At 63.1% G+C, this 15,663-nt stretch carries 20 protein-coding genes; 15 read left to right on the plus strand and 5 right to left on the minus strand.

Going from position 1 to position 15,663, the window contains the following annotated elements; all coding sequences use genetic code 11:
• Positions 1 to 281: 281 nt before the first annotated feature.
• Positions 282 to 575, plus strand: coding sequence for a lysozyme inhibitor LprI family protein (locus OO12_RS28730; protein ID WP_034160932.1), 294 nt, complete (start codon positions 282 to 284; stop codon positions 573 to 575).
• A 169-nt stretch (positions 576 to 744) separates the two neighbouring features.
• On the opposite strand, the gene OO12_RS28255 is transcribed toward OO12_RS28730, so the two are convergent.
• A complete protein-coding gene (locus tag OO12_RS28255; RefSeq protein ID WP_152616596.1) occupies positions 745 to 1,347 on the minus strand; it encodes a hypothetical protein in 603 nt (200 codons plus the stop codon).
• 106 nt (positions 1,348 to 1,453) lie between these two features.
• Positions 1,454 to 1,840 (minus strand): MucR family transcriptional regulator, encoded by a 387-nt coding sequence (locus tag OO12_RS22105; RefSeq protein ID WP_082006722.1) that lies wholly within the window; start codon positions 1,838 to 1,840, stop codon positions 1,454 to 1,456.
• A 185-nt stretch (positions 1,841 to 2,025) separates the two neighbouring features.
• Here OO12_RS22105 and OO12_RS28735 point away from each other — a divergent pair, with 185 nt between their 5' ends.
• Complete coding sequence (locus OO12_RS28735; RefSeq protein ID WP_160296877.1) at positions 2,026 to 2,199, plus strand: hypothetical protein; 174 nt, start codon at positions 2,026 to 2,028, stop codon at positions 2,197 to 2,199.
• Between the two features lie 96 nt (positions 2,200 to 2,295).
• Here the strand turns inward: OO12_RS28735 and OO12_RS22115 are convergent, their stop codons facing one another.
• On the minus strand, positions 2,296 to 3,135 hold the full coding sequence (locus OO12_RS22115) for a hypothetical protein (RefSeq protein ID WP_034160934.1): 840 nt from the start codon (positions 3,133 to 3,135) through the stop codon (positions 2,296 to 2,298).
• Positions 3,136 to 3,445: 310 nt separating this feature from the next.
• Between OO12_RS22115 and OO12_RS22125 the strand changes: the two genes are divergently transcribed.
• From OO12_RS22125 to OO12_RS22130, 3 genes are all read left to right on the plus strand, one after another.
• The gene (locus tag OO12_RS22125; protein ID WP_034160936.1) at positions 3,446 to 3,634 is read left to right on the plus strand and encodes a hypothetical protein; all 189 of its coding nucleotides are present in this window, start codon (positions 3,446 to 3,448) and stop codon (positions 3,632 to 3,634) included.
• Positions 3,635 to 3,666: 32 nt separating this feature from the next.
• Complete coding sequence (locus OO12_RS29445) at positions 3,667 to 3,939, plus strand: DUF3761 domain-containing protein (RefSeq protein WP_443024595.1); 273 nt, start codon at positions 3,667 to 3,669, stop codon at positions 3,937 to 3,939.
• A 70-nt stretch (positions 3,940 to 4,009) separates the two neighbouring features.
• Positions 4,010 to 4,642 (plus strand): DUF3761 domain-containing protein, encoded by a 633-nt coding sequence (locus tag OO12_RS22130; protein WP_034160937.1) that lies wholly within the window; start codon positions 4,010 to 4,012, stop codon positions 4,640 to 4,642.
• A 337-nt stretch (positions 4,643 to 4,979) separates the two neighbouring features.
• On the opposite strand, the gene OO12_RS22135 is transcribed toward OO12_RS22130, so the two are convergent.
• Both OO12_RS22135 and OO12_RS22140 read right to left on the minus strand, forming a co-directional pair.
• Positions 4,980 to 5,390, minus strand: coding sequence for a VOC family protein (locus OO12_RS22135; RefSeq protein WP_034160938.1), 411 nt, complete (start codon positions 5,388 to 5,390; stop codon positions 4,980 to 4,982).
• A 33-nt stretch (positions 5,391 to 5,423) separates the two neighbouring features.
• The gene (locus tag OO12_RS22140; RefSeq protein ID WP_052216177.1) at positions 5,424 to 6,125 is read right to left on the minus strand and encodes an SDR family NAD(P)-dependent oxidoreductase; all 702 of its coding nucleotides are present in this window, start codon (positions 6,123 to 6,125) and stop codon (positions 5,424 to 5,426) included.
• A gap of 386 nt (positions 6,126 to 6,511) precedes the next feature.
• Between OO12_RS22140 and OO12_RS22145 the strand changes: the two genes are divergently transcribed.
• The 10 genes from OO12_RS22145 (at position 6,512) to OO12_RS22190 (ending at position 15,660) form a co-directional block, all read left to right on the plus strand.
• Positions 6,512 to 7,642, plus strand: a complete 1,131-nt coding sequence (locus OO12_RS22145; RefSeq protein WP_034160939.1) for a muconate/chloromuconate family cycloisomerase — start codon at positions 6,512 to 6,514, stop codon at positions 7,640 to 7,642.
• A gap of 11 nt (positions 7,643 to 7,653) precedes the next feature.
• The gene (gene catC / locus OO12_RS22150) at positions 7,654 to 7,935 is read left to right on the plus strand and encodes a muconolactone Delta-isomerase (RefSeq protein WP_034160940.1); all 282 of its coding nucleotides are present in this window, start codon (positions 7,654 to 7,656) and stop codon (positions 7,933 to 7,935) included.
• A 24-nt stretch (positions 7,936 to 7,959) separates the two neighbouring features.
• On the plus strand, positions 7,960 to 8,865 hold the full coding sequence (locus OO12_RS22155) for a dioxygenase family protein (RefSeq protein WP_034160941.1): 906 nt from the start codon (positions 7,960 to 7,962) through the stop codon (positions 8,863 to 8,865).
• 8 nt (positions 8,866 to 8,873) lie between these two features.
• Complete coding sequence (locus OO12_RS22160) at positions 8,874 to 9,581, plus strand: CoA transferase subunit A (RefSeq protein ID WP_034160942.1); 708 nt, start codon at positions 8,874 to 8,876, stop codon at positions 9,579 to 9,581.
• 1 nt (position 9,582) lies between these two features.
• Positions 9,583 to 10,233 (plus strand): 3-oxoacid CoA-transferase subunit B, encoded by a 651-nt coding sequence (locus OO12_RS22165; RefSeq protein ID WP_034160943.1) that lies wholly within the window; start codon positions 9,583 to 9,585, stop codon positions 10,231 to 10,233.
• Positions 10,230 to 11,423: a 3-oxoadipyl-CoA thiolase gene (gene pcaF / locus OO12_RS22170; protein ID WP_034160944.1), complete on the plus strand. Its 1,194-nt coding sequence runs from the start codon at positions 10,230 to 10,232 to the stop codon at positions 11,421 to 11,423. Before OO12_RS22165 ends, pcaF begins: the two co-directional genes overlap by 4 nt.
• On the plus strand, positions 11,420 to 12,217 hold the full coding sequence (gene pcaD, locus OO12_RS22175; RefSeq protein ID WP_034160945.1) for a 3-oxoadipate enol-lactonase: 798 nt from the start codon (positions 11,420 to 11,422) through the stop codon (positions 12,215 to 12,217). The genes pcaF and pcaD overlap by 4 nt, the downstream gene beginning before the upstream one ends.
• Entirely contained in the window at positions 12,214 to 12,738 is a 525-nt protein-coding gene (locus tag OO12_RS22180; protein WP_034160946.1) for a flavin reductase family protein, read from the plus strand. The genes pcaD and OO12_RS22180 overlap by 4 nt, the downstream gene beginning before the upstream one ends.
• 155 nt (positions 12,739 to 12,893) lie before the next feature.
• The gene (locus OO12_RS22185; protein WP_235364965.1) at positions 12,894 to 14,525 is read left to right on the plus strand and encodes a thiamine pyrophosphate-dependent enzyme; all 1,632 of its coding nucleotides are present in this window, start codon (positions 12,894 to 12,896) and stop codon (positions 14,523 to 14,525) included.
• Between the two features lie 10 nt (positions 14,526 to 14,535).
• Positions 14,536 to 15,660, plus strand: coding sequence for a pyridoxal phosphate-dependent aminotransferase (locus OO12_RS22190; protein WP_052216178.1), 1,125 nt, complete (start codon positions 14,536 to 14,538; stop codon positions 15,658 to 15,660).
• Positions 15,661 to 15,663: the final 3 nt, after the last annotated feature.

Raw genomic sequence — 15,663 nt, forward strand, 5'->3', positions numbered from 1 at the left:
GCTGATGGAGCCCATCGGCAACATCCCGCCTGCCGAAGCCGAAGATCAATATTATGCTGCCGCGGACAACATCGATATGGCAGCGTGACTCACAACCCACGGCCTCCGGCAGACCCGGCGCGGTTCAGTCTGCCCGTAAGGGATCGACGCCAGCAAGCCTGGCCGCTGCAGGTGCTCCGATTCCCGCAAATACCGAGACCATCTCTGAGACTGCCCCTGAGGCTGCAAAGCTTTCGTCTGAGCAGATCGAGGCGCAACACTCGCCTGATCTAAAGGCTTGCTTGGGCACTGGCGACGCGGCCAACGGTGTTTCCGTCGCAATGGGCGGGTGTTTCAATGCAGAGTTGAAGGCTCAGGATGCACAGCTCAATGCCGCCTACCGGGTGGCGATGAATAAGCGGACACCAAACCGCCGGTCTGCTCTACGCACTGAACAACGCGCCTGGATTAAACAACGGGACGCGCAGTGCAACGAGGGGGCCGTCGGCGGGACGATCGACTTGGTCGACGTTCCAAGCTGCATTCTCGAAGAAACCATCCGTCGGCGCATCGCCCTTCAATCGATGGTGAACTAGGCAGAGAACTCGTAATTGGATGGGGCAGGTTACGACGGCCAATTGTTGGCTTGGATACCGTGGCGACTGCAATTTGCACGGCCAATCCCGCGAGATAGGGCGGATACGTAAGCGAAATTGCGAAGATGCTAGGGCAGAACCTTACCTAACGTTATCGGCAATTTTCTGGTCAACAAGGCGATGGACCAACAGCTTGAGGGCCATACACACAAACGTTGTAATCGTAGTCCGCTTCGCAAAGACACCTTTGATACAGATCTTGATCAGTGAGTGCATAGGGTGCGCAAGCCTTGATCGAGATTGCCCTTCTAATATTGCAGACAAGCTTATCGTACCAGCTACCGGCTAGTTGATCAGGGTCTCGAATGCCTCCTGCGCCTATCGCACCATAAAAGACAGGTGGGCCACCAATTGGTGCAAATCTATTTACGGGCGCCGTACCGGAGTGCATTTTCGTAGCAACTGCATGCATGCGACCATTATCAGCCAATTGTGCGAAAACGTCGGTCAAGATGGCATCCTTGAAACCAATCTCTACAACAACGAAGCGCTTGCCGCAGCAATTGTGTGACTGATCGGTTGGGACAACCCAATCTACCAGATCTTTATTGATCTTCAGCGTCGAGCCACATGAACAGCCCGCTTCTGCGCTATAAGGTGTTACGGCGAGTTTTGTATCGTCCCCATCGATAGGTTCGATCGTAACCAAGAGAGCGGGAGGCTCGATCTGCCTCGCCAGCAGCTCATCGATCGATATGCGCTCTCTGGCCATGACTCGCCTCAGTTATTCTTGCTCTCACGTTCAGTTTGATACCCTCATTTCGATCTGTCAAACAGCACTTGTGCCTGCACGATCCGAGTTGCGTCCGCGCCCTTAGTTATTTTCCTGAACTTAGATCGGCTTCCCTCGATGCTCTGGACTTGCGTGCTATGTTCGCCGGCGTCGAAGGCTTTGCGGGTTCGGCGATCAATGGCTTGCGACCAAGGCCGATCTTATGCGCTAGCGCCCTGCGTTTTTCGGCATATTCCGCTGCAACCACTGGGTAATCCTCCGGCAACCCGTACGCCTCGCGGTAGCTCTCTGGCGTAAACCCGTTCAGCGCCAAGTTTCGTTTGAGCATCTTGTAAGGCTTGCCGTCTATCATGCTCAAGGTGTGCTGCGGCATGACGGATGCACGAACCGAAACAGCGCCTCTTGGTTTCTCAGGCTGCGCCGGCGCGGCGGGCACATCGAGTCCGGCAAACGCCGCGTCAAGCGCCCACACAAGGTCACCGCTGCGATAGCGATCAAGTCATCCCGCCTTTGGCGGCTTGCAGCATATCCGCCAGACAATTTGCCAGATTCCGTCGTTCATCCGCAAAAACGGGATCGCTATCGCTGTGGCCCGAAAAGTGTTTATCGTTCGACTCGTCGATATAGAATACATCTATGCCATGGGAGCAAGGAAGCATGCCTGATACATTGACGGGCTCGGGCCAGAGTCAACTCGACAAGCCCAAGGAAGCTTCGCCGAACCTCGGAATCGACGTCAACGAAGCCAGCTCTGACGAGCGGGTGGAAAAGCCGGTAAAGGTAGCGCGTGAAAAGGAGGAAGGCGGGTACAAGCTCAATAAGGCCAGGTAACCGAGCGCGCTAGGCGTCCACCATCACCCGCAATGACATATCCGCCCCCTGGATCCTCGTGCCGCAGCCCGACAATCATTGATTGCGGCTTACTTACTACGAGCCGGCAAACCCGCACTGCTTCTGTTCCATCGGAATCTGCTTGGTGATGCGGCTGGCGTTCTCCGAATAGGCCTCCGTCACGGAGCCGTGATTCACGGTCTTGCCGCGGAGCGGGCTGACACCCTCGCATAGGTGGAAGACATGCGGCGTCGAGGACGTCTTGGCTCCGTTCTCAGGCGCGATCCAATACACGACATCCTGGCCGGCCGGATTTTCGGCGGTCTTCGTTGCGTCCGCCACCGCGCTGGAGTCACGGGCGATGTCCTGCGCCTGAGCGGCGACTTCCGGTGAACATGCCGTGGTGGGCTCACTGGTTCTAATCTGGGCCGCGCATTTGTTCATGTCCTGAGTGTATTGCTCGACCGATGGCGGCTTGAAGCTGACCCCGATCAGCGTGGCGACCACCGCCAGGACTACACCGATGCCGCCGGCAATCTTCTTGTTCTTTGGATCCATATTCTTGTCCGTGAAGATCAGGACAATCAGTGGAAGAAAAGCGATCAGCGTGATGATCGCACCGAGCTGGTTCTGGACGAAGAACTTGAACGGTTCGGATCTGCTGGCCGGATCGCGCTTGTTGGCCGCCTTCCACATCAGGCTGCCGGCAATCGCGAAGATGGCAATCCCGACCAATATGCCGATCAACAGCGCGAGGTTTCCATGGTCGAACATGTGCCTGTAGAGCAGGACGATCCCGGCGACCTCGCCGCCGATAGCAACGACCCACGCGAGCGAGGCGAAGATACGAAGGCGTTTGGCCGCAGACTGCTGGTCTTGCGACGCACGCCATGCCTTTGTGACGTCGGGCTCTGCTGTTGGCTTGTTGTCGGACATGCTCAATTCCCCCTTAACGACACTTCTGCACCGCGGACGTTGAACGGCACGGCATACCCGTCTCGCGCAACATTCGTACAGCGCGCAATTGAACCCGTCTATATTCAGCAGCTTGGCACCCGACTTTGGGCGGCCCCGGCGAAAAACGAGAACCACAAGACAAACGGCCGCTCGACCGCTGCGGCCAGCACCGGAAATCAGTTCGCATCAATCGTCGAAACGATCGTGAATAATCTCGAATATTTCTAGAGGATGGCGGCCAATTGCGATCGAACTATAGACAACTATAAGATGTAATCAGGAGTCAGAGATGACGGTTGCTTCGTGGGAATTTAACGCCTTGGCGATAATGCTCATCGAGACCCACGGAACTGACGCCGAAACAGAGGCCGCACGGCGCCTAGAGGCCGCGACCGAGCGTGACGACCGGGGGCAAATGGTGGTGTGGCGCGAGGTAGTCAAAAGGCTGCCCGACATGAAAGCCAAACAGACAGAATAGGGGGGAGTGAGGGAATGCTGAACAGGTTCCGCATGATCGCGCTTGCTGGCGCATGCCTGGCGCTCACAGCGGGCAGCGCCGCTGATGCCCGCCGCGATACACGTCACGCACCTCAGTCGCGAACTTATGGCTCCAGTTCGGACGAATATTATACCGCCCGCAGCGGCAATCGGGTGCACCGTCCCATCCGGGCCGCGCGCGCCCCGGCGGGCGCGAGCGCTCAGTGTCGCGACGGATCCTGGAGTTTCAGCGAGAACCGGCGGGGCACCTGCTCACATCATGGCGGTGTGGCACGCTGGTTATAAGATCCGTGGCGCCAATTGCGACGCTTGGGAAAAGGTTGCAGACTTGATCATCGTTCACGGGAGACACGATATGAACCGCTTCATTCTTGGCGCAGCCACCTTTTTGTTGAGCTCGCTCGCGCTCACGGCATCGCCCGCCAGCGCTCAGGCCGCACGGAACTATGACTGCACAAAAGCAGGCAACGCGAACAAGGCGGCGTGCAAGGCGGCAGCCGCGAAACCAGCGCCCAAGCCTGCACCGGCAGCCCGCAACTATGATTGCTCGAAGGCGGGCAATGCGAACAAGGCAGCCTGTAAGGGTGCCGCGGCGGCGCCGGCTCCTTCGACAACAATCGCAACGCGCAATTATGATTGCTCCAAGGCTGGCAACGCCAACAAGGCGGCCTGCAAGGGCGCGGCAGCAGCGCCGGCTCGTCCGACAGCGACCACGACACGCAACTATGATTGCTCCAAGGCCGGCAACGCCAACAAAGCGGTCTGCAAGGGCGCAGCGGCAGCCCCAACTCCTTCGGTTGCGCCCCCCCGCCCCGCTCCCGCCAACGCATCACGGCCTACAACCACCACCCGCACCGCAAATGGGCAGAACACCAATCCGGGCGGCCCTAATGGCGCGACCGCCAAGTGCAAGGACGGTACATTCAGCACCTCCGCTCACCGCTCGGGCACATGCTCGCGGCATGGCGGTGTTGCGCAATGGTATTGAGCTAACGATAACCTTCGCGAGATCGGTGCGAACCACCGATCTCGCGTAATATTTGCAGCGGGCGATAACACCAAATCAAAGTAATTTCCGTTGTAGCTTTCAAACGGAAGCACCCAATCAATGTCATCACTGCCGCAAATCGGCTGGTCATAACATCAATAGCTCTGATGAGAACAGCCGCCGGGATACCCAGGACCTTCAAGACATGGCGTGGCGAACAGCCAGTTCCTGTTGGATGAAAGCGGAAATGTCGTTGAGCAACAGCACGCGGGCGGTTGGATCGTGATAGATTATATGGCCTCTGTTACAGTATTTTACTGCGATTCGCGCAGCGAGGTCAGGGTGTATAGTCGATCAGGCAGATCCCGCCGCGAAGCTGCATGCTGTTTTCCGCATATTGCTGCAGCTCGATGAAGATTCCGCTGGGATCACGGCAGGTGACCACCCACGTCTGGTCAGCCCCCAGTTCTTTTTCGGTTGGATTATAGCCTGCGTGAGCGAGACGTCCGCGCAAGGCATCGATCTCGGTCGTCTCGATGGCAAAGTGCATCACCCGCCCTTCGGGCTTTACGCTGGCGACGCGAACGACTTCGAGAAAACTCCGATCACCGAAGTGCAGATAGTAGCCGATCGGCTCACCCTGAAAGTTCCGGAAGTCGAACTGCCGCGACATTCCGAGAAGCGAATAGAAGCGCTCGGTCGCGTCGAGATCGGAAGCTTCAATGCAGACATGGGCGAGCTTGATCATCGGGCTATCCAATCGGGAAATGAGCATCACGCGTTATTTGGAAAAGGACGCGAACAACGCCGACGCACGCGAACCGTCGTCGATCCGCAATGTCTCGGCGACCCGCCGGCCGACATCTCCGAGCGGATTGCGGAACGGCGCGTCGTTCGACGCAATCACATTCGCGATGTCGCTAGCGACCGTCGCCGGCGGATCTCCATGGGTTGCCCCTGCGAACCCTGTGGCCACCGCGCTCGGCTCAAACACAAGGACGCGGACTCCCTCGGGCCCGAGTTCGCTCGCCAAACTCTGACTCATCCCCTCGAGCGCAAATTTGCTCGTTGCATAAGCGCCATCATTGGCGGGACCGACAAGGCCCGAGAGCGACGAAATCATCGCCACCGTCGATCCGTCCGTCAGATAGGGTCGTGCCGCGCGGGTGAGGCGCCAGGCGCCCAGCACGTTCACGTCGAGTATGTTCTTGAACGCGTTGATCTCGAGCGAAAGCAACGGCCCGGCAAGGTGAACGCCGGCGTTGTTGATCAGAAGGTCGATCCGGCCAGCGGTCGCGACAACGAAATCAACGGCCCGCGCCACACTGTCATTGTCGGTTACATCGAGTTCGACGGGAATCCCTGCGACCCGGGCGTCAAGCGAGCGGACGCCGCAAAAGACCTGGTCGCCGCGCGCCGCATATTCCGCCGCCAGTGCATTGCCCAAACCGCGCGAGGCCCCGCTGACAAGAACCACAGACATGCCGGCATTCCTTCCCGTCGACCATCGCTTCCGCGCTTTGTTACGCACGCGACACGCCGGGTCTGTATCGGCGATCGCGGTCGGCCGCAGTTGAGATTTGCTAATGGACAGCCCGAGCCGGGCTCGCCCCTAGAAGGGGCGGCAAGCCCTTATTCTCCAATCACACCAGCTAGCCAAGTCGTGCGAATCGAGCCCCCTCCCCGGCGCGCCGCTAACGCCGGGCGCCGAGCCGGAACGGGATGAACCCGAACGCCCCCGGGGAGAATCTTGCGGCGAAAAATCAGCCCGCGGTAGAGCAGCGCGGGCCGGTGGGATTAGGCGACCTCATCGCCCGCATTAATTCTTATAAGTAGCGCGCGAGCGGCGCGCGCCAGCATGGTTCGTCCATGGCTACCGGCACCCGTATTTCGGCAATCGACGTCCTGATCGCGGACATCCCCACCGTGCGCCCGCACGTTCTGGCGATGACGACGATGCATACCCAGGCTGTCGTTCTGGTCTTCATCCGGCGCGACGATGGGCTGTGCGGGATCGGCGAGGCGACGACTATTGGCGGGCTAGCCTATGGCGAGGAGAGTCCTGAAGGCATCCGCGCCGCCATCAATACCTATTTCGCGCCACTCGTGGTCGGCGAAGACGGTGATCGCCCCGCCGCGATCATGGCCCGGATCGAGGCAGCGATCATTGGCAATCGCTTCGCCAAATGCGCCATCGAAACGGCGCTCCTCGATGCGCTCGGACAAGCGCGCGGCCTGCCGCTATCCGAACTGCTCGGCGGTCGACGACGGGACCGGCTGCCAGTCGCGTGGACGCTGGCGAGCGGCGAAACCGAGCGCGACATCGCCGAAGGCGAAGCGATGATCGATGCCAGGCGGCACAATATCTTCAAGCTGAAGATCGGAAAACGGCCGGTCACCGATGATTGCGCGCACGTCGCCGCGATCGCCCGCGCCTTCGAAGGCCGCGCCAGCATTCGCGTCGACGTCAACCAGCATTGGTCGCGCGCGAACGCCACCGACGGCATGGCGCGCTTGCAGAACGCCGGTGTCGTGCTCGTGGAGCAGCCCATCGCCGCCGGCGACATCGAGGGAATGCAGGCGCTGTGCCGGCGCTTCGATATGGCGGTCATGGCCGACGAGGCGCTGAGCGGACCGGCGAGCGCCTGGCGGTTCGTCCGCGAGCAGGCAGCTGATGTCCTGTCGCTCAAGATCACCCAGTCCGGCGGCCTCAATGCGGCGCGTGACGTCGCGACGATCGCGCGGGCCGGGCATGTCGCCCTATACGGGGGCACGATGCTCGAGGCCGCGATCGGCACGGCTGCATCCGCGCATCTCTTTGCCGCGCTGCCGGCGCTGGAATGGGGGTCCGAACTGTTCGGCCCCCTGCTGCTCACCGAAGAAATCCTCACCGAACCGCTCGTCTATCGCGACTTCGCGCTCGAGGTGCCGTCGGGGGCCGGGCTCGGCGTGCGGCTCGACGAGGACAAGCTGCGCTATTTCGCACGCGGCAAGGACTGAGGGGACTGCCGATGTTGTTCATGGTTCGGATGGACGTGGCCGTGCCGCACGATGTCGACCAGGCCGCGCTCGATGCGCTCAAGGCCGCGGAAAAAACACAGGCGCAGGCGTTGCAGCGCGCCGGGACATGGCGCCATCTTTGGCGCATCGCCGGCCGGTACGCGAACGTCAGCATCTTCGACGTCGCCGACGCAGGGCAGCTCCACGAGATCCTGCTCGGCCTGCCCCTGTTCCCCTTCATGTCGATCGAAGTGACCGCCTTGTGCCGGCATCCGTCGGCGATCGACGACTGAACCATCACGTCCAGAGAGGATGCCATGACGAGCATAGTGAAAACATCCGAAGTGCAGCAATTGCTCGACCGGGCGGCGGGGCTGACCGAAAACGGCGGCGATCCGCGTCTCAAAGCGATCGTCCGCGATCTCGTCGAGGCGCTCGCGACAACGATCGAAAGGCACGACATCGCCGAAAGCGAATTCTGGACGGCACTGGCCTTCCTGCAGGATGGCGTCGGCGAATTCGGGCTGATCGCGCCAGGGCTCGGGATCGAGCATTTCCTCGACCTCCATATGGACGCCAAGGATGAGGCGGCCGGTCGCGCCGGCGGCACGCCGCGAACAATCGAGGGTCCGCTCTATGTCGCCGGCGCGCCCCTCGTCGAAGGCGATCTCGCCAGGACCAACGACGTCAACCTGACCACCGATCCCGACGATACGGCGACCCTCGTCATGTCCGGCACCGTCCGCGGGCCCGGTGGTGAGCCGGTGCCAGATGCCATTCTCCACGTCTGGCACGCCAATTCGAAGGGTTTCTACTCGCACTTCGATCCCACGGGCACGCAAAGTGCCTTCAACAACCGCCGGCGGATCCGGCTCGGGCCGGACGGGCGCTACGCCTTCCAATCGAAGATGCCGCACGGCTACAGCGTGCCGCCGGGCGGCGCAGCCGACCGGCTGATGAAAGCCCTGGGCCGGCACGGCGACCGGCCGGCGCATGTCCATTTCTTCATCGAGGCACCCGGCTACCGCACGCTCACCACCCAGATCAATTTCGGCGACGACCCGCGGGCGCGCGACGACTTCGCGTTCGGCACGCGCGAAGGGCTGTTGCCGGTGCCCGACCGGAGCGGCATCGGTGCTACCATCAGCTTCGATTTCGAGCTCCAGCGCGCCCAGGGTGCCGATGACCAGGGCTTCTCGGCCCGGCCCCGCGCCACTGTCTGACCGCCGCGATGGACAAACTTTTCGCTTCCGCCGACACAGCGCTCGACGGCCTGTTGTTCGACGGCATGACAATCATGTCGGGCGGCTTCGGCCTTGTCGGCAATCCGGAGAACCTCATCCCGGCGCTACGCGCGTCGGGCGTACGCGACCTCACGGTGATCTCGAACAATTGCGGCGCTGAGGGCTTCGGGCTCTATCAGTTGCTGGCGAACGGCCAGATCCGCAAGATGATCTCCTCCTATGTCGGCGACAACAAGCTCTTCGAGCAGCTCTACCTCGACGGCAAGCTCGAGCTCGAACTCAACCCCCAAGGCACGCTCGCGGAACGGATCCGCGCCGGCGGTGCCGGTATCCCCGCTTTCTACACCGCAACGGGGGTCGGTACCGTCGTTGCCGAGGGCAAACCGGTCGAGACATTCGATGGGCGGGACTATGTCCGGGAGAGCTGGCTCAAGGCGGATCTTGCGATCGTCCGCGCCTGGAAAGGCGACCGCGCCGGTAACCTCGTCTACCGCAAGACCGCGCGGAACTTCAATCCGCCGATGGCGACCGCCGGGCGCGTCACCGTGGCGGAGGTCGAGCAATTGGTCGAGGTCGGCGAACTCGATCCCGACCAGATTCACACGCCGGGCATCTATGTCGATCGCCTGGTGGTCGGGGCCCATTACAGCCGTCTCATCGAAAAGCGGACCACGCGACCGCGCGAGGTGACCTGACATGGCCTGGTCGCGCGATGACATGGCGGCACGCGTCGCCCGCGAACTCGAAGACGGCTTTTACGTCAATCTCGGGATCGGCATCCCGACGCTCGTCTCCAACCACATTCCCGATCAGATCCAGGTCGTGCTGCAATCGGAAAACGGCATGCTCGGCATGGGGCCGTTTCCTGATGAGGTCGAGATCGATCCCGACCTCATCAATGCCGGCAAGCAGACGGTCACCGCCCTTCCCTCGGCGAGCTTCTTCTCTTCGGCCGACAGCTTCGCGATGATCCGCGGCGGCCATATCGATCTCGCTGTGCTCGGTGCGATGCAAGTGTCCGAGCGCGGCGATCTCGCCAACTGGACGATTCCGGGCGCGATGGTCAAAGGCATGGGCGGCGCGATGGATCTCGTCGCCGGCGTGAGACGCGTGGTGGTGGTGATGGACCATTGCACCAAGGACGGCAGGCCCAAGATCGTACCCCATTGCACGCTTCCACTGACCGGCCGGAGCGTCGTCGATCTGATCGTCACCGACCTCGGCGTCATTGCCTGCGACAGGAACCGGGGCGGCTTGCGCCTCGTCGAATGCGCGCCCGGAGTCAGTGCCGCCGAGATCGCGGCGCGAACCGCGGCGGCGATCGACCTGACGGGCGCGGCGCGATGAGCGCGGCATTCATCTGCGATGGCCTGCGCACCCCGATTGGCCGCTATGGCGGCGCCTTATCGGGCGTCCGTCCCGACGATCTTGCGGCGCACTGCCTCAGCGCTCTGTGCAAGGGTCTGCCCGAGGGCGCGCGCGAGGCGATCGACGACGTCATTCTCGGCTGCGCCAACCAGGCCGGCGAGGACAACCGCAACGTCGCTCGCATGGCTGGGCTGCTGGCCGGTCTGCCGGTGGCGACCGGCGGCATCACGGTCAATCGGCTGTGCGCGTCGGGCCTCGACGCGGTCGCCGCGGCCGCGCGCGCGATCATGGCCGGTGATGCCGGGATGATGATTGCCGGCGGCGTCGAAAGCATGAGCCGCGCGCCGTACGTCTTGAACAAATCCGACATACCCTTCGGCCGAGCGCAGCGCCTGGAAGATACGACGATCGGCTGGCGGATGGTCAATCCGGCGATGGCCGCGGACTTCGGCGTCGATACCATGCCGGAAACCGCAGAGAACGTCGCGACCGAATTTGGCATCAGCCGCAACGATCAGGATACGTTCGCGCAGCGCAGCCAGTCCCGCGCGGCATCCGCCCGCGACTTCCACGCCGGCGAGATCGCTGCGCTTCGCGTCGAGATCGCGCGGCAGCCCGTAGAATTCGCCGCCGACGAGCATCCTCGCGCGACGTCGCTCGAAGCGCTGGCACGACTTGCGCCGATCGTGCGGCCGGGCGGCACAGTGACTGCCGGCAACAGTTCGGGCGTGAATGACGGGGCGGCAGCACTGCTCCTGACCGATCACCGCATGATCGAGCGTTTTGGCCTGCGCCCGCGCGCGCGCATTCTCGGCATGGCGAGCGCCGGGGTCGCGCCACGCGTGATGGGAATCGGTCCCGTCCCCGCCACACGCAAGCTGCTCGATCGGCTCGGCTGGACGCTCGGCGATGTCGATATCGTCGAGCTGAACGAAGCATTCGCCGCCCAGGCATTGGCCGTCCTGCGTGCCCTCGGCTTTCCCGACGATGCCGACCACGTCAACCCGCATGGCGGCGCCATCGCGCTCGGCCATCCGCTTGGCATGTCGGGGGCGCGCCTGGTGTTGACCGCGACGCGCGCGCTCGAGGCCGGCGGCGGCCGGCGGGCAATCGTGACACTGTGCGCGGGTGTCGGGCAAGGCGTTGCGCTCGCGCTGGAGCGGACATGACCCAAACCGGCATCGTCACGACCGAGGATGGGTGCCGCCTTGCCTGGCGGCTTGACGGTCCGCGCGGCGCGGCGGTCCTGCTGCTGTCCAATTCGCTCGGCACCGACATGCAGATGTGGTCGCAGCAGGTCGAGACCTTTGCCGCGCGGTATCGCGTGCTGCGCTACGACACGCGCGGCCATGGCGCGTCGAGCGTCACGCCGGGCGATTACGGTCTGGACCGGCTGGGCCGCGATGCCGTCGCCCTGCTCGACGCGCTCGACATCGAGCGCACATATTATTGCGGTGTGTCGCTGGGCGGCATGATCGGCCAATGGCTGGCCCATCGCGTGCCCGAGCGGCTTACCCGGCTCGTCTTGAGCAACACGTCCGCCTTCATGGGGCCGCCGGCGAGCTGGCAGACGCGGATCGATGCCGTGCGCCGCGCTGGCATGGAGGCGATCGCCGAAGCGGTCCTGTCGCGCTGGTTGACCGAACGGTTCGCCGCCGCGCGACCCGACCTCGCCGCTGCACTCCTCGCGACCCTGCAAGCGACCGATCCGCAAGGTTATGCCGGGTGCTGCGCGGCAATCCGCGACATGGACCTGCGCCCGGCAGCCGACCGCATCACCACGCCGGCGCTTGTCATCGGCGGAAGCGAAGACCCCGCAACACCGCCCGACCACGCCGAGGCGCTGGCCCGGCACCTGCAAGGAGCAACGCTGTTGATGCTGCCGACCGCCCATCTCGCCAATATCGAGGCGCCGAGCGCGTTCAACGCGGCAGTGCTCGATTTCCTGAGCGCCGGTCGATGACCGCGCTGCGCCAGTCGTTTCTCGACGCGATGAGCCGCATCGCCGCGACAGTGACGATCGTGACGACCGACGGCCCCTCCGGGCCGTTCGGCATGACGGTATCAGCGATGTCGTCGGTCTCCGCCGACACCGAACACCCCGTCCTGCTGGTCTGCATCAACCAGAATTGCAGCGGCGCCGCACCGATTCTCGCCAACCGCGTTTTTGGTGTGAACATCCTTCGCGGCGACCAGGCGGGGCTCGCCGACGTCTTCGCTGGCCGCACTGCCCAGGCTGGCGGCCAGGGCAAATTCGCTAACGGACGCTGGCTGCGCGGCGCCTCGGGTGCGCCGCTGCTCGACGATGCCTTGGTGTCGTTCGATTGCCGACTGGAACGCGAGCTGACCATCGGCAAGCACCATGTCCTGTTCGGCGCGGTTGACGATGTCCGGCTCGGCCAGAGCCGGGCGCCACTGATCTATGTCGATCGCGGCTATGCGCGCGCCGAGCACCTGGCCGTTCTCGCCTCAACCGGCAGATAGATAAGCCAAACTAATCGCTAGCGGCAGTTTGTTTCAATTGAGTCCGATCCGCCATCCAGAGCAAATACTATCTCTGCGAGCGAACATCGTCCGGATCGTTGCTGCAGAGAAAACTTCTTCAGCCAGATTCAGGATCGATCGAGATAATGACACAAATGACGGGAGCCGAGGCGCTTCTAGGCCAGATCATGGCCAATGGCGTCGATACAATATTCGGCCTGCCCGGAGGTCAGCTCGACTATTTCTTCGACGCCATGCACAAGCAGCAGGACAAGCTACGCTTCTTTTGCAGTCGCCATGAGCAGGGCGCCGCCTACATGGCGTTCGGCTATGCCCGGTCGACCGGTCGCGTCGGTACGTACACCGTCGTCCCCGGGCCCGGCGTGCTCAACAGCACGGCGGCCTTGTGCTCCGCCTATGCGACCAATGCACCGGTGCTTTGCCTGACCGGTCAGATCCCAAGCAAGGGGATCGGCAAGGGGATCGGCTATCTCCATGAACTGCCGGATCAGCTCGCCACCATGCGTACGCTGACCAAATGGGCCGACCGCGCCATGACCCCCGAGGCCGCGCCGGGCCTGGTCAACGAAGCGTTCCGGCAGATGCTCGGCGGACGCCAGCGGCCGGTCAGCCTCGAAATGCCGATGGACATCATGGCCAATGGCGCCGAGGTCGCGTTGCTCGCCGCAGCGCAAATCCCCGCGCCGCCCGCGCTCGACACCGACGCGGTCGACCGCGCGGCAGAGATCATCGCCGCCGGTGGCCGGCCGATCATCATCGCCGGTGGCGGCGCGCTGTCGGCGGGGAGCGACGTCGAGCGCCTCGCCAGGCTGATCCAGGCACCGGTCGTGTCGTTCCGCAGCGGCCGCGGCGTGGTATCCGACCGCAGCCCCTATGCCCAGGTCTTCCCGGCCGGCAACGACCTTTGGAAAGATTCCGACGTCGTGATCGCGATCGGCTCGCGGATGGAACAGCAATATCTCTATTGGGGCATCGGTCCCGCCATGAAGATCGTCCGCATCGATATCGACGAGCGTGAATTCGATCGTATTGCCGCGCCCGACGTCGCGCTCCACGCTGATGCCGGCGATGCCGTCCCGGCGCTTATCGCCGCGCTGGAACGCCGGGGAGTCTCCCCGCGCTCGCGCGAGGAAGAGCTTGTCGAACTCAAACATCGCGTGCGCCGGCAGATCGCCGACCAGGTCCAGCCGCAATTCGATTATCTCGACGCGATCCGCCGGGCGCTGCCCGACGACGGCCTGTTCGTCGATGAAATCACGCAATGCGGCTACGCTTCCTGGTACACCTTCCCGGTCTATGCGCCGCGCCAGCTGATCAACTGCGGCTATCAGGGCACGCTGGGCTATGGTTATGCGACCGCGCTCGGCGTGCAGGCCGCGCATCCCGACAAGGCGGTCGTCAACATCGTCGGTGACGGCGGCTTCATGTTCACCGCCAACGAGATGGCGACTGCCGCGCAATATCAGCTGCCGCTCGTCACCGTGCTGTTCAACAACAACAAGTTTCAGAACGTCCAGCGCCAGCAGAAGGAATGGTTCGGCGGCCGGTTGATCGCCTCTGACCTCACCAACCCTGACTTCGTCAAATTTGCCGAAAGCTTTGGCATCCGCGCCGAAAGGGTTTCCTCCCCCGCAGCGCTCGAGGCGGCCGTCAAGGCGGCGCTGGAGCGCCGGGCGCCCACGCTGATCGAAGTACCGACCCCCGACATGGCTTCGCCCTGGCCGTTCATCATCCGGCCGCCGGTGTTCCCCGAAGGCTGCAAGTGAGGAGAGGACGATGACACTCGATCTCGCAAATGCGCCGGTCCTGATCGATGCACCCCAGCCGGTGCCCGGCGTCCTCAAGCTCGCGCCCTACAAACAGGGCAAGATGGCGCTGGACGGCGTCGACCAGCCCCTCAAACTGTCGTCCAACGAGTCGATGAACGGCCCCAGCCCGCGTGCCATCGCTGCCTATCGCGCGCTTGCCGATGCCGGACTGCAACTCTATCCCGACGGAAGCCAGCGCGCCTTGCGCCAGGCGATTGCCGACGAATTCGATCTCGACGCCGACCGCATCCTGTGCGGCAATGGATCGGACGAACTCATCCAATTGCTGATGCGCGCCTATCTTGCGCCGGGCGACGACGTGGTTCTGTCGCAATATAGTTTCGGCATGGCGATCGTCCACGCGACATCGATCGGGGCGAACCCGATCATCGCCGAGGAACCCCGGCTCAGGCCGGATGCCGACATCATCCTGGCGCGCATTACCGACCGCACGCGCATGGTGGTGCTGGCATCGCCGAACAATCCGGTCGGCCAATATATTCCGCGGACCGAACTCAGGCGGCTGCGGGCCGAACTGCCCAGGGACGTCATCCTCCTGATCGACTCGGCTTATGCCGATTATGTCACGGAAGCCGACTATGAGCCCGGTTCGTCGCTGGTCGAGGGAGGTGACAATTGCGTCATGACGCGCACCTTCTCGAAGCTTTACGGCCTGGCGGGCTTGCGCATCGGGTGGATGTACGCGCCGTTCACGATGATCGATGCCGTGCAGCGCATTCGCACGCCCTTCAATGCGAATGCGGCGGCGCTCGCTGCGGCGGAAGCCGCGGTACGCGATCACGCGTATGCGGCGCAGGTGCGCGCCTCCAACAATAGCGAACGCGCGCGGATTGCCGCGGCGGTGACGGCTCTGGGTTTCGAATTCATTCCGTCATTCGCGAACTTCTATCTGATCAGGTTCGCGCCGAGCGGCCGCACCGCGGCCGCGGCGGGAGCCTGGCTGGAAGCCAACGGGATCATCCCGCGCCCAGTCAACGCCGGAGGGCCGGAACAGTGCCTGCGCATCTCGGTCGGCCTCCCCGAGCACAACGACCAGGTCATCGCCGCGCTCACGACGTTCGCCCGGAGCTGAGCG

It is taken from the genome of Sphingomonas sp. ERG5, assembly GCF_000803065.1.
Classification (GTDB): Bacteria; Pseudomonadota; Alphaproteobacteria; order Sphingomonadales; family Sphingomonadaceae; genus Sphingomonas.